Raw genomic sequence first — 13,077 nt, forward strand, 5'->3', positions numbered from 1 at the left:
TGCCCCCCCCCTTATACCCCATAGCCTTCCGGATTAAGACTGCAATATCCGCTGATTTCTTTCTGCACCCCTTTCAATTGATAATACTCCGTTCCAAACAGGTCGAACCGACACAGATCAATGGGAGTGACTTCAGAGCAATTGATGTTACCGATCGCCCCTGCGTATTCCAGGGCGGCCGTTGCAAGTTCAGAACAGAAGAATGCAGCAAAATCCTCTCTGTTGTGGGTAACATTTCCTATTATCGGGGTTGAATCAAGAACATCCAATGCTGATTTTACAGCTTGAGGCATATCGTATTCTTTCTGCTCCTGGTGCAGGAGAAAATCAATAAGTTTCTTGGTATCAAGTCGTTCGCGAATTTTCTCACTGAGTGGCAACCACCACATGTCACCTTCGTAATACTTGAGACGGACACTCATTCTGTTTTTCTGTACACCCCGAACTTTCTTGTCGGTTACAGGGTCTTCATACAACGTTGTGGATTCGAAAATATCGACTATCTTGCCACGTTGAGCTTCGTTGTGCATGAGAACCTTTGATTCGAAAACAATACCTATGTGCGATACTTCCGACCGTGTCACCCACTTGATGATTTCAGAAAAATTCCCTTTTCCGGAGAAGGCAATAATATCTCCAGGCTGCATCTTATCGCGAACACTCAGATACTCTGCAATTACATGTGCCATGCTTCACCCCCAATCAATGTAAACCGCGTTTTTCAGTAAACCATCATGACCAGACCAGCACTTGGAGCGCGAAGCTCCTCTTAAGCAGGTGAGTAGAGTTTAGCTTGCTATTATGACAATAATCACTGCAATTAGACCTCATGGCAATAGTATTCAATCAGAAAAAGGTGATCGACTTCCCATCTTTAAGCTTCTGGTGGTATCCTGTCAGCAACGTATTCCACAAGACATTCCAAACAAACACCATGGTAAAGGATACAAAATTACCTTTTACAAGGGACTTGGAGTAAATATTCAACAAATGAACTTCTAATAGTTTTTTCAACAGCTTGGATGTAAAATCTGATACTTTTAAAGTCGATAAATTGTCAAAGTTAAAAAAAGTACTGCTTCATGCCCATGCAACACAGCAAAGCATCTTCCCTTTTACCTGATCGACGAGGTCCAGGCGTTGCTACTCCAATTAGAAAACCCGGTTGCAGGTATTGCGTACCAACGTGGAATTAAAGAGTCGCACCATTTCTTTCGGAGCTTCAGGAAGAACGTCGGACCCAGGCCCAAAGCCTATCGACAACACAACGGGCAACAGTTAGCCCCATGAATGACGAGTCTTATAAATGCCAGCAAAAGAAGCATGCCAGACTGGCGAAACATACGAATAGCACCTTGAATATCAGGTAAAATTTCTATCACCTACGATATATCAACAACAGATCTATTCAAAGGAGAACACAATGCTTTACAGAACAATGCCCCAAAACGGTGACAAACTCTCTGCCCTTGGCTTCGGAGCGATGAGACTCCAACTCCTCGAAGACGGCTCGGTTGATGAGCCGCGTGCCATCGCCCAGATCCGCTCTGCCATTGATAATGGCGTCAACTATATAGACACAGCCTACCCGTATCTTGGCGGCCAGAGCGAAACCATTGTTGGCAAGGCCATCAAGGACGGCTACCGGGAGAAGGTGAAAATCGCGACCAAGCTGCCACGCTGGCTGGTGGAAAAGCGCGAGGACATGGACCGCTTGCTTGATGAGCAGTTGAAAAAACTCGATATCGATCATATCGACTATTATCTGGTCCACGCCCTTGACGGCAACTCCTGGGACCACATGGTCGAAGTCGGCATTATCGACTTCCTCGATACAGCTGTTGCCGATGGACGTATCGGCAATGCTGGTTTTTCCTTCCACGGGGTTGGTGATGACTTTATCCGCATTGTCGATGCGTACCCCTGGGTATTTTGCCAGATACAGTACAATTTTCTCGATACCCAGAATCAGGCCGGAACCCGTGGTCTGAAATACGCCGCTGAAAAAGGACTCGGCGTAATAATTATGGAGCCATTACGTGGCGGCAACATCAGCCTGCCAGTCGCCCCGCCTGAAGTTCAGAAAATCTGGGATACAGCGACTATAAAGCGCAGTCCGGTTGAATGGGCACTTCGCTGGGTATGGGATGCTCCAGAAGTTACCGTGGTGTTATCCGGCATGAATGAAGAGGCACATATCAAACAGAATCTGGCCATCGCCTCAGAAGCCGCAGCTCATACACTCACCAAAGAAGAACTGGCATTGATAGAAAAAGCCGCTGCCAAATACGGGGATCTCATGGCAGTCCCCTGCACCGGCTGTGGCTACTGTGTACCCTGCCCTGTCGGGGTTCGCATCCCGCTCTGCTTTGAAAAACTCAATCATCTCCACATGTTCAAAGATGAGATGACTGCCAAATACCAGTACGCGGTACTTCTCAGCGACACCATGGGCACCAATCCCGGCTATGCATCACAGTGTGTGGAGTGCGGTGAATGTCTGGAAAAATGCCCCCAGCATATTAACATTCCAGAAGTTCTGAAACAGGTTGTCGATGAGTTGGAAAGTGACAACATGGAAGATATGGCCAAAGGCGTGCTCAAGCCCCAAAAATAGTACCTTACCAACCAAACTTCAGCAGTTTGCACATCAGGCATGTATTACGCCTGATGTGCAACTCTCCAAAAAGAAACACCTTATTATGAAAATCCTCTATTATGATTGCTTCGCTGGTATAAGCGGCGATATGAACCTGGCCGCGATGGTAGGTCTCGGTGTTGAGCCAGCATTTCTGGCAGCCGAACTCACAAAACTCGGCCTTGATGATGAATTCGAGTTACAGGTCGGTTCAGACATGAGAAACGGCATCTCAGGGACCCGGGTGGATGTACTGCTGAAACATCACCACCATCACACCGATGGAGACCACCACCATGGTCATCACCGTCACCGTAACCTCGCTGACATTGAGGCAATCATAAATAACAGTACTCTTGATGAACGGATAAAAGAGACATCTCTGGCGATTTTCAACAGGGTTGCCCGGGCAGAAGCCAAAGTTCACGATAAACCTCTTGATGAGGTTCACTTTCATGAGGTCGGCGCCACAGACTCCATTGTCGACATCGTAGGGGCAGCAATCTGTATCCACGCCCTGGAAATAGATGGTGTATGGAGTAGCCCCATTGAGCTGGGTGGAGGATTTGTACAGTGCGCTCACGGTTTGATTCCGGTACCGGCCCCAGCCACCATGGAGATACTTACCGGCCTGCCCACCACCCGTGGCGCGGGTGAACATGAGAGCACGACTCCGACCGGTGCCGCAATCCTGGCGGAATTGGTCGACCAGTTCATTGCGACGGTTGAAATGACTGTCACCGATACCGCCTATGGTATCGGCCATCGGCAAACCACATTACCCAATGTGCTCCGGGTTCATATCGCCGAAGTTGACACCATAGCTCCACAGGGCAAGCTCCCCACCAGCAAGGCCCGGCTGCTGCAATGTAATATCGATGACATGACTGGTGAAATGCTCGGGGTGACAATGGAAATACTTATGGAGGCCGGGGCGATGGATGTACACTTCACCCCTATCATCATGAAGAAAAGCAGGCCTGCCACCAGCCTCTCACTGCTCTGCTCTGAAGAAGACGAAGAGAATTTCAAGCGGCTGATCTTCGAAAACACCACCACCTTAGGGATAAAGAGTTACCCTCTTGATAAGACTGCTCTGGAAATCCGCTTCGAACAGGTCGACACCCCCTGGGGAACTGTGCAGATGAAAAAAGGCATCCTGGACGGTCAGGTCATCAATACCAAACCCGAGTTAGAAGATTGCAAGAGAATCGCCAGCGACAACAATCTCACACTGGCCGAAGTGTACGCCCAGATAGGCAAATCGGTCAAGTAAGCCCGATAGCAAACCCAAACTGATCGTGATCGTATTCGACCGATCAGTTTGGACCAATCCCTGCCTGCCTCCCATCCGCATTTGCCGTCAGACCTGCGCAACCACGAAAGTACTCCATTGCTCCGATGCCCACCCGAAAGCCCCCCCCCCTCGTACCCATAACATTGCTAACAGACACTGGTAGATTATGAAGTTATATCCATCTGAATTATCCCATCAAGCCAATCAGGGTATGGATTCAAGAAGACGCTGCAAGGCGGTGTTCAGTTTTGGCTGTAAGAGCTGGCAAAAGGCGCGGGGAAACGTATGCCTCCAAGATCGGACACCATGCCAGCCAGCAAAATCTTCCAACCATTTTGCCCTGATAAATGTGTCGCCTGTTTCTGTAATTCCACGACCTTTGAATCAGATCTCTTCCTGTTTTACACATGATATGCAAAAATCAGAACCCAGTGGGTCAAGATGATGCTCGACAATGCGGTGTAGTCGGTTACGACTTTTTGCTAAAATGCACACTGTCTCTCGCAAAGAACAAGGAAACCAACAAATTGTATTCGGAAACATCTGCAATGAGAACAGTAGATCTATTCACTACAATGGATGATGAAAAGATTGCATCTTCGATCGGGCAATCTCAACATGCAACTTATCTTTGGAGGCAGTTTAATCGTTTCCGTTACCTTCTTGTCCCTGCATTTCCAATCTTCCACAAACAACACTTGTCGCTCATCGTTAGCTATATAGCACCCAGATAAATTTCTTAGTCTCAAAGCATTATTCCTGCCTGAGGTTGTCAGAAACAATAATTTTATCGCTGTGAAAACTACCTCGAAAAGAAACAGTTGACAATGTCACTTCACGGTGATAAGAGAATGTCACCACATAGTGACATTGGAGGGTATTATGGCAAAAAAGAGCAATAGCCTGGCCGATCCGCCGGTAAGAAACAGGGAAGCAACCCGGGGGCAGCTTATCAAAGCGGTTGGTGAGATTCTGGCAGAGAAAGGTTTTGGAGCTTTAGGAGTAAATGCTGTGGCTCGTCAGGCGAATGTGGATAAAGTTCTTATCTATCGATATTTTAATGATCTTGAAGGGCTTACCAAGGCATTCGCGCAGGAGGGTGATTTCTGGCCAAGCATTGAGGAACTGGCCGGAGGCGATATTGCTGCATATCAATTCTTGCCGCTTGAGGAAAAACTTATCAACCTAGGGCGAAATTTTATACGAGGTATAAGAGCCAGACCTTTGACCCAGGAAATAATGGCCTGGGAAATGGTTGAGCGAAATAAGCTAACTGAAGAGCTTGAGAAGGCGCGCGAATTGCAAATGCTGAGATTTTTCGAGCAATTTTTAAGTAAAGAAAACGATAATATCGATCTGGTAGCCATAATGTCGATCATCGGAGGCGGACTTAGCTTTCTCATATGCCGGTCTCGGCATATTCAATGGTACAACGGTATCGATTTAAGAAGTGATGAGGGTTGGGCCAGGATTGAGGGAGGTATTGAGCAGGTCGTCCGAAAGCTTCTGCAATAAACCGGTATAGCGGATTTCGCACGAGGAAGATTTACGCCATGGACTGAAGATCCTGACCGAGAACTTGAGCATTCCTTTTTTTTGTTCAAAATGTCACCAATCGGTGACTAACATAAAGTCGAGGTTGTCATGAAAAGAGAGGAAAAGAAAATGAAAAGGGCCCAAATGTTTGCTGTTTCTGCTGTTGTTATTTTTGGATTGATCTCACTTCAAGGGTGTGCAAAACCGGCAGGCAGAACCAATTTTCTTCCCAGTCAGACAGAATTGCTTCCATGCCAGGGAAACAAGGAGAAACTTTGGTGGGAGCGACCTGGTTTTGACTGGCATTCCTATAAGAAAGTTATAATTGATCCGGTCGTAGTCGCGGGTGATGCCGCTAGTGGTCGCTCCGCCCATGACCGCACAGAAGTCATCGAACTGGAGAGGCGGTTTCGCGAGATCGTGACTGAGAAGCTTACTCCTGAATTCTCGGTTGTTACGGAACCCGGGCCGGATGTGCTCAGAATCAAACCTGCCATCACCAGGGTGGACCGAGCGAATCCGTTGCTCAATCTGGTAACGACCGCGGCAGTTTTCATGCCATTGGATATGGGTGGAATATCCATTGAAGTAGAGTTTCTTGACTCCCTGACTGGCGATCTTCTCGCGGCAATGGTTGAAACCAAATCAGGGACCCCTTTGCAGGTCGTTGCTTCCTTCAGCCAATATGGGCATGCTGAAAATGCAATGGAGGATTGGGCGAGCGAACTGAAAAGAGCCCTCGTCGACAATCCCTGATAAAACCCCAGCTAAACACGGTATTCTTGCCTGCAATCCAACATGATTTGAATAGGAATTGACATGAAAACTCGCCGAAAGTTTCTTACCGAATTGCTTTTTGCTGGAGTCATTCTGGGTGGCTGCTCCCTTGGTAGCAGCTATTCATTTTTGGGTCGAAATGGCTCACCCGCCCCTGTACAGCAAGGGCAGATCGAGTGCCAACCCCTTGACATGGCCAGTCAGACGATCCTCCACCATGCCAGTCTTGCCCCCAGTGGTCACAACTGCCAACCCTGGCGGGTTCGGCTCTGCCAGCACCACAAATGGATCATTGAGGCAGACCCGACTCGACGCCTGCCTTACGTTGATTCCAATAACCGCGAACTGTTACTTTCTCTTGGAGCTTTTCTCGAAAACCTCTCCATAGCTGCCGCCACGCTTGGCCTGCATGCCGAGATCGAGATACTCGGCAGTGACAGCATGGACCGGGAAATTGCACGGGTATTTTTTGAGGAAGGACCCGCTGCCGATTATAATCTTCAGCTTCTGGAAAGAAGACGAACCGTCAGGAAGGGACTAAGCCCTCGCGTTATCAGTCCATCCGACCTTGCCCGCCTCACAGCCACGACTGAAGGACAAACCATTTATGTCGCTCGTGGCTCTAAGCAATCCACTTATCTTGAGGATTCCGTCGTGGAAGCCTTTCGTCTGCAGGCACGCAGGGATGATGCGCAGGAGGAATTTGTTCGTTGGCTGCGTTTGAACAAGAATGAGATAATGCGTCACCGGGACGGTATCACAACACAAAGCATGGGGCTGGGAGGTATTGCAGAGTGGTATGTGAGTACTTTTATGTCCCCAGCCGATTTTCTCTCAGATAAAATGCGTCAGAAGGGTGTCGATGCCACCGCTGCCCAGGCTAGGGAAGGTGGCGGCTGGCTCCTCTTGACCAACCGGAGCCAGGCTGTTGCCGATCTGCTTACCTGCGGCAGGCGTTTTCAACGACTTGCACTGGCGGCCTGTGAACTCGGGATAGCCATTCATCCCATGAGCCAGATCCTTGAGGAAGAGGGCGCGCCATCTCTTGATGGAATACTCAGGGGTGACTCGAGTATTCCACAATTCGTGTTGCGGGTCGGTTATATTGACAGATATCCAACCTCTGTCCGTCTGCGCAGGCCGGCAGACTGGTTCGTCTATTCATAGAGGATGATTTACAGCAAGAAGTTTCATAGAGACAGGATGTCGGTGCGGTCTGGTCATCGGGTTAATTTTCAAGGAGATGCAATACAAAAAGGATTGATTATGGCATCGCGATTATGGGAGCTGATTATAGTTTGGGGTATTATGCTGCTGTTGTCGGTGGCAAATGGTGCCTGTCGTGATTTCACCTACGGCAGGCACATAGGGGAGTTGGCTGCCCATCAGCTGTCGACGGTCACGAGCATTATTGTACTGGGGCTGGTCATATTCACATATATTCGGTTGTATCCGCCGCATTCATCCCTGCAGGCCCTTGGTATTGGCCTTTTCTGGATGGTGCTGACCATTGCCTTTGAGTTTTTGTTTTTTCATTATGTCGGTGGGCATTCGTGGTCGAGTCTCCTCGAAAATTATAATGTGCTCGAAGGCAGAGTCTGGGTGCTGGTTCTCTTGTGGATTGCCATCGCTCCTTATCTGGCCTTGCGCATCTTTCCTCTGACAAAGTAAGACAAGAGATAGAGGTGGTTCAGTCCGTTAGAACAGACCCAAACCTTCCGTAATTGAAAAGGTACATCCTTCTCGATAACAGTTCCACATCTAGTCGTATCGGAGATTTCTGCCGTCCATCTAAAACTTACTGAATATTAGACATTTCGAGATGTTTCCTGAGCCGGTAGTGTCTGCCGCAGGCCTATCCGCATCATGACGCATACTCAAGTGTGGGCATGTCGCTCATGCAACCCCAACCACAGGAGGTGCACCATGAAAGTTTCCCAAGCGGTAGATTTCCATCTGCAGTACCACAGAACCAACTCGAAAAAAAAATACCATAAAGACATGTGAATTCGTTCTCCACAGATTTTCTTCGCAATTTGGTCAACGTGATCTCGCCAGCATCTCCCAGGAAGAGGTTCTTGATTTTCTCCTTTCACTTACCAAGAACAACCGCCAAGCAACCAAGCGAAACCGGTACTCCGTTTTAGCATCCTTTTATAACTTCAGTATTAATACCGGATTTCCTGCCCTCACTAACCTCTGCAATAGTTCAGTCATCAGGAAAATCTTCAGACGCCCGCAGGCGATACAGTGGAATATCATAGACAAGGAGACTGTTGATGAGATCATCTTCAGGACTACAAACGTTCGGAATAGACTCATACTTGAATTGATGGCCAGGGGAGGGATGAGAGTTGGCGAAGTTTTGAATCTCACACCAGCAGACATTCAAGAGAGAAATCTGACTATCCAAAATCCCAAAAGCGGTCGAGTTGGCGAGACTGTTTATGTTCCACAGAAAATTTTGGTAAGGTTAACAGCCTATGCAAATGCCAAGGATATAGACAGCAATGACCGTATATTTCCCATTTCCTATGTCGCCGCCTGGTCGATGGTTAAAAAGGCTGGCAAGATGGTCAACATAGAACTGCGACCACATGATCTTCGACGCCATGCAGCAACGTATGCCTCAAGATCGGGAACTCCTATAGAAATTGTCAGCAAGGTAATCCTGCGGCATGCTGATCTTTCAACTACTCAACGATATCTTGGGAAAGTGAACGATACAGAGGCCATCCGGTGGATAGAAACGCTTTACGGATAGGCGTATCTCAGCGGGTGAGGATTGATCCTCTCCCGTTGAAAGCAACAGTAGGAAGGCGAAATGCTCTTATCATGTCAATATCTTAAGACTTAACTTGGCAACATTAAGCTGACGGTAGTTTTGAGATATTCTGCATTTTGAATCAATCTTGCTCTGTTTGAATGTATAAGTAGGGCAACCTTGTAGGAAACCTCCAAGTGGTTCAAAATGTTTGTATCCGGCAAACATTCTGGTCAATTCCTCTGAAAGGATAGGCCAAAACAACCCACAAGGAGGCCTCCATGGGAATACTTTACTTTATTGGTTTGGACATTCACAAGAAAGTGATTGCATATTGCATAAAGACAGAGGATGGCCATTTGGTTGAAACAGGGAAGATCGATGCCAGCAGAAACTCTTTGGATGAATGGGTAGACAGATTGCCGGGCCCATGGATTGGTGCCATGGAGGCAACCATTTTCACTGGCTGGATCTACGATTACCTTGCACCACATGCCGTGGGACTGAAAGTAGCACATCCAGAAATGCTGAAAGCTATCACTGCTGCCAAAAAGAAGAATGATCGCGACGACGCCGAAAAAATAACTGATCTCCTGAGGGTAAAGCTCCTTTCTGAATGTTATATGTTGCCTACTGAAATCCGCGAACTACGGCGCGTTCTTCGATATCGCACTCATGTCGTTCAAACTGCGGTAAGGATGCAGAACAAAATGTCTGGATTGCTCATGGAGGTTGGGGCTGGATACAATAAAAAGCGACTGCATGGGAAAAAATATTTCCATAACCTCCTTGAGACATTTGATGATATCCCGGAATCAGTGAAAGAACTCCTGAAGTTGAGCCGCGCCGGTTACGAGATGTTTCATACGGCTCAGAAACATCTCACAAAGGCCTTACGCACCAACCCCCTGATACAGGAGCGGGTACGGCGTCTAATGACAATCCAGGGAGTCGGTGAGGTGACCGCTCTGACCTGGGTACTTGAGATTGGTGACCCCATGAGATTTCCTTCCGTTCGCAAGGCAGTCAGCTACTGCGGACTCTGCAGCGCCCAGTGCGAATCAGCAGGTAAAGAGAAACGAGGACCAATTTCTAAGAAGCGCAACAAACATTTGCAAACCACACTTGTTGAGGCGGCCAAAATTGCTCCGCGGTGGAACACGCAACTAGCTGCCATCCATGAACGGGAATTAAAAAAGGGAAACAGGAACAGGGCAACGCTTGCCGTTGCCAGAAAAATGGTAGCCTACATGATGGCTGTAGATAAAACTAAAGCCGACTTCTTGGTACCGGAGGAACATGCAGTAGCCTAAGAGAAAAACTTCAATTCCCTTGCTAGTTTAAAAAGATCTTCCCGCCAGTCCTTACCGAATCGGGGACTATGCATGCTGTAGACTGGCAATGCTACATTTGGTCTGTTTCGAGGCTGGCGGGTTGACCCTAACTCAATCTTCTACGGAAGTCATCACAGGTACGAGAAAAGCAGATTCGTATGGACTTCAAAATGCAGCAAATGGATGTCTGGTCGCATGATCAATGTTGACCATTTGAAGAGGAAAAAAGATCGGATTACAGCAGGAAGAACGAAGAAGCCACGATGGGTATCTGAGATATCGCAAGGAAACCGCTCCAGTGAAAGATTTGGACGCTCTTGGTGGTTAGAGGAAACCTCCGCTTTCCTCTTGACAATACTTATCATGGATGTCCCCGATATAATCCAAAGGAGAAAGGAAACATGAGATTCCTATATCGGGTGACAGGGTGACAGAAGGCTTGGGATTATCATATCAATTACAGTAATGGCCTCGAAGCTTTGCCAAAAATAATTAGCCTCTGCCCAAAACAGCCTTTTGAGCATTATATTCCTTTTCGTCTATCTCACCAGCAGCAAAACGATTTCTCAAAATTTCAAGTGCGTTATCATGTTGTTTTGAACGAGTACTGGAAAATAAGCCCCTGATAATGCTCAATGCCAGATAGGCAATCAGGCCCCAGAAGAGGAGAGGAAATAACCAACCCATAAACCATGGGCCGTGCCCCCAAGGTGGTCCCCAACCGCAAAAAGAGTTGCCCCATTCAGATACGTTAGCTCCCCACATGATGACTCCTTGTACGATAAGATGGCAGTAAATGCCTACATGCGTAAGCAATTAATTAAACACTGTTATTGCTATACCACTATGTGCCATGTTTGCACGAGCAGTTTTGTGAGGTTCCTTTTCACTTTGCGACCGTAGACGATTTTTAGACCTTTTAATCGCAATAGAGAGTTGGTCCCGGTTTATAGAACAGAATTGGGGTATGATGAAGTTGGGTATAGGCAATTTTAACAGCCAGTAATACATTTCATGTCAAGGTTATTCCTGAGTTTTCTGCTCTGCCCACAGGATGTTACGCAGAAATTGACTCGACCGGTGAAAATCAGCGTGTCCTTGGTTTGGCCTATGGTCTCCGACACTATTTTGATAGAGTCCCGATGGCAGAAATACTTCTGGGGCTTTTTGCGCTCCGGTCACAGCTTTTTTAGATGTCGAGCCGCTTAAATGAACTTCTGCCATATTCCTTGGTTCCAAGATCCATCTGGTGTTATATGCATGAGAATTTCATGTTTCGGTTGGCTAAACTCGTCTGTGAGGTAGCTCTCCTGTAAAATCTTCTCAAAATGATATGATAACGGGTGGAAAGGGAATGAACACTCAGATAGTGCATGGAACTGCGCATATCAATTGGCAAGACCTTTGTGAATTGATACGACTTGCGCCCCTTGGTGAACGTGACGTGGAAAAAATGCAAAAAGCTGCGGAAAACAGTTATGCCGTCTGTTCAGCCTATGTCGACAATGAACTGGTTGGCTTTGGCAGGGCGATATCTGATGGCCAGTATCAATCAGCTATTTATGATGTGGTTGTATTGCCGCGTTATCAAGGCAAGGGGGTTGGCAGGCTGATAGTTCAATCCCTGCTTGAAAAGCTGCCTGAAGGAGCGCTGTCGCTTATGTATGTGGTGCCGGGAAAACAAAAGTTCTATGAGAAGTTCGGGTTCAAGTGTCTGGCCACAGGAATGGGGCGTTTCCCAGACCCCGATAAAGCGAGGCGAAATGGCTACCTGGTGTAATCTGTCAGCTTCGCAAAGGAGCACAATAGATGCATCCCGTTTAGTCTCTGCCCGCTTGGAGTTGGTATTGTTAAGCAGCGATTTTCTCTATGCTATGAAGGCTGGAGATCGCCATCTTGCAGCACGGATTGGCGGGTTTACTATCCCTGACGATCTCAGCCTCAGTCAGTCATTACTTACCATGCGACTGAGTCAGCTTCGCTACATTTCAGTGGAGCAGCACCCATGGTAATTGCGAGCTATTGTCCTTAGAGAATCGCAGACGATGTGTGGCCATATCAACTTTCACTCTTGTCCCGGACCGGATGATCTGAGGGAAATAGCGGCTGACGGCGTGGAGTTGGGGTATTCGGAAGGAGAAGCTTTTCGTCGCCAGGATTACGCAAAGGAGGCCGTCTTTACCTTGATGAAGTGGGCTTTTGAGCACCATCAGCAGCACTGCTTCATTCTCTCGATCCGCCCTGACAATGTCGCCTCACTTGCCATGGCCCGCTCACTTGGGTTTTCAGAAATTGGTGCCCATGTCGATGAAGAAGATGGATTGGAACTCTATTTCGAGCGACGTATCAGCCATTGGCCTGAAGAATGGCGTTCATGACTCCATGTAACAAATTTAGGATGCTGGTCACCAGCCTCAAGAACTGGAGGGATTAACATGGTTAGTTTTTTCCTGATGCTCTTCAGGTGGACGGAGGTGCAAAGCCGATCCCAGGCTTTTGCGGATCAGAATCGGCGATGCACAGTAGCCATTTCAACTTCAAGATTCGGTGGAATCTTCAGTCATTCGGAATGGCTATATTAATCGCGTTATTGGATGGAGCATCTTGTCCCAGCACAAGCCACTTGGAACAGGGGTAATAACGATGTCAGTACAGCCATTATCGGCCACTATTTAACCGATAATTTAGGCATCCTTAGCATGCCCACAGTATGTCATATTGAAGCAAGCAA

At 47.6% G+C, this 13,077-nt stretch carries 13 protein-coding genes; 11 read left to right on the forward strand and 2 right to left on the reverse strand.

All coding sequences use genetic code 11. The features are described from left to right. Window positions 1-11: 11 nt before the first annotated feature. A complete protein-coding gene (locus FCL45_RS21310) occupies window positions 12-689 on the reverse strand; it encodes a hypothetical protein (protein ID WP_136797038.1) in 678 nt (225 codons plus the stop codon). Between the two features lie 734 nt (window positions 690-1,423). Between FCL45_RS21310 and FCL45_RS21315 the strand changes: the two genes are divergently transcribed. The 8 genes from FCL45_RS21315 (at window position 1,424) to FCL45_RS21350 (ending at window position 10,325) form a co-directional block, all read left to right on the forward strand. Continuing rightward, the gene (locus FCL45_RS21315) at window positions 1,424-2,617 is read left to right on the forward strand and encodes an aldo/keto reductase (RefSeq protein ID WP_136797039.1); all 1,194 of its coding nucleotides are present in this window, start codon (window positions 1,424-1,426) and stop codon (window positions 2,615-2,617) included. 85 nt (window positions 2,618-2,702) lie between these two features. Then, window positions 2,703-3,914, forward strand: a complete 1,212-nt coding sequence (gene larC, locus FCL45_RS21320; RefSeq protein WP_136797040.1) for a nickel pincer cofactor biosynthesis protein LarC — start codon at window positions 2,703-2,705, stop codon at window positions 3,912-3,914. Window positions 3,915-4,817: 903 nt separating this feature from the next. Continuing rightward, complete coding sequence (locus FCL45_RS21325; RefSeq protein ID WP_136797041.1) at window positions 4,818-5,450, forward strand: TetR/AcrR family transcriptional regulator; 633 nt, start codon at window positions 4,818-4,820, stop codon at window positions 5,448-5,450. Between the two features lie 150 nt (window positions 5,451-5,600). Continuing rightward, window positions 5,601-6,227 carry a DUF3313 domain-containing protein gene (locus tag FCL45_RS21330; RefSeq protein ID WP_167495744.1) on the forward strand — a complete coding sequence of 209 codons (627 nt, stop codon included), beginning with the start codon at window positions 5,601-5,603 and terminating at the stop codon, window positions 6,225-6,227. Window positions 6,228-6,290: 63 nt separating this feature from the next. Beyond that, a complete protein-coding gene (locus tag FCL45_RS21335; RefSeq protein ID WP_136797043.1) occupies window positions 6,291-7,415 on the forward strand; it encodes an Acg family FMN-binding oxidoreductase in 1,125 nt (374 codons plus the stop codon). Window positions 7,416-7,514: 99 nt separating this feature from the next. Then, complete coding sequence (locus FCL45_RS21340; protein WP_136797044.1) at window positions 7,515-7,919, forward strand: hypothetical protein; 405 nt, start codon at window positions 7,515-7,517, stop codon at window positions 7,917-7,919. Between the two features lie 661 nt (window positions 7,920-8,580). Further along, on the forward strand, window positions 8,581-9,012 hold the full coding sequence (locus tag FCL45_RS21345) for a tyrosine-type recombinase/integrase (protein ID WP_420811220.1): 432 nt from the start codon (window positions 8,581-8,583) through the stop codon (window positions 9,010-9,012). Window positions 9,013-9,293: 281 nt separating this feature from the next. After that, window positions 9,294-10,325 carry an IS110 family RNA-guided transposase gene (locus tag FCL45_RS21350; protein ID WP_136797046.1) on the forward strand — a complete coding sequence of 344 codons (1,032 nt, stop codon included), beginning with the start codon at window positions 9,294-9,296 and terminating at the stop codon, window positions 10,323-10,325. 513 nt (window positions 10,326-10,838) lie between these two features. On the opposite strand, the gene FCL45_RS25420 is transcribed toward FCL45_RS21350, so the two are convergent. Beyond that, window positions 10,839-11,111, reverse strand: coding sequence for an SHOCT domain-containing protein (locus tag FCL45_RS25420; protein WP_136797047.1), 273 nt, complete (start codon window positions 11,109-11,111; stop codon window positions 10,839-10,841). Window positions 11,112-11,700: 589 nt separating this feature from the next. On the opposite strand from FCL45_RS25420, the gene FCL45_RS21360 reads away from it, so the two are divergent. The 3 genes from FCL45_RS21360 to FCL45_RS21370 all read left to right on the forward strand — a co-directional run bounded on the left by FCL45_RS21360 (window position 11,701) and on the right by FCL45_RS21370 (window position 12,724). Next, on the forward strand, window positions 11,701-12,126 hold the full coding sequence (locus tag FCL45_RS21360) for a GNAT family N-acetyltransferase (RefSeq protein WP_136797048.1): 426 nt from the start codon (window positions 11,701-11,703) through the stop codon (window positions 12,124-12,126). Window positions 12,127-12,193: 67 nt separating this feature from the next. After that, window positions 12,194-12,358, forward strand: a complete 165-nt coding sequence (locus FCL45_RS21365) for a hypothetical protein (RefSeq protein ID WP_153305545.1) — start codon at window positions 12,194-12,196, stop codon at window positions 12,356-12,358. Beyond that, window positions 12,359-12,724 (forward strand): GNAT family N-acetyltransferase, encoded by a 366-nt coding sequence (locus tag FCL45_RS21370; protein WP_228721393.1) that lies wholly within the window; start codon window positions 12,359-12,361, stop codon window positions 12,722-12,724. Window positions 12,725-13,077 lie beyond the last annotated feature (353 nt).

The organism is Desulfosediminicola ganghwensis, assembly GCF_005116675.2.
GTDB classification, from domain to species: domain Bacteria; phylum Desulfobacterota; class Desulfobulbia; order Desulfobulbales; family Desulfocapsaceae; genus Desulfopila; species Desulfopila ganghwensis.

Excerpts from the sequence above, each read along its gene's own strand:
- FCL45_RS21345 (WP_420811220.1), top strand. The coding sequence starts at position 8,581 with ATGGCCAGGGGAGGGATGAGAGTTGGCGAAGTTTTGAATCTCACACCA.
- FCL45_RS21315 (WP_136797039.1), top strand. The coding sequence starts at position 1,424 with ATGCTTTACAGAACAATGCCCCAAAACGGTGACAAACTCTCTGCCCTT.
- FCL45_RS25420 (WP_136797047.1), bottom strand. The coding sequence starts at position 11,111 with ATGTGGGGAGCTAACGTATCTGAATGGGGCAACTCTTTTTGCGGTTGG.
- larC (WP_136797040.1), top strand. The coding sequence starts at position 2,703 with ATGAAAATCCTCTATTATGATTGCTTCGCTGGTATAAGCGGCGATATG.
- FCL45_RS21360 (WP_136797048.1), top strand. The coding sequence starts at position 11,701 with ATGAACACTCAGATAGTGCATGGAACTGCGCATATCAATTGGCAAGAC.
- FCL45_RS21330 (WP_167495744.1), top strand. The coding sequence starts at position 5,601 with ATGAAAAGGGCCCAAATGTTTGCTGTTTCTGCTGTTGTTATTTTTGGA.
- FCL45_RS21340 (WP_136797044.1), top strand. The coding sequence starts at position 7,515 with ATGGCATCGCGATTATGGGAGCTGATTATAGTTTGGGGTATTATGCTG.
- FCL45_RS21310 (WP_136797038.1), bottom strand. The coding sequence starts at position 689 with ATGGCACATGTAATTGCAGAGTATCTGAGTGTTCGCGATAAGATGCAG.
- FCL45_RS21335 (WP_136797043.1), top strand. The coding sequence starts at position 6,291 with ATGAAAACTCGCCGAAAGTTTCTTACCGAATTGCTTTTTGCTGGAGTC.
- FCL45_RS21325 (WP_136797041.1), top strand. The coding sequence starts at position 4,818 with ATGGCAAAAAAGAGCAATAGCCTGGCCGATCCGCCGGTAAGAAACAGG.
- FCL45_RS21350 (WP_136797046.1), top strand. The coding sequence starts at position 9,294 with ATGGGAATACTTTACTTTATTGGTTTGGACATTCACAAGAAAGTGATT.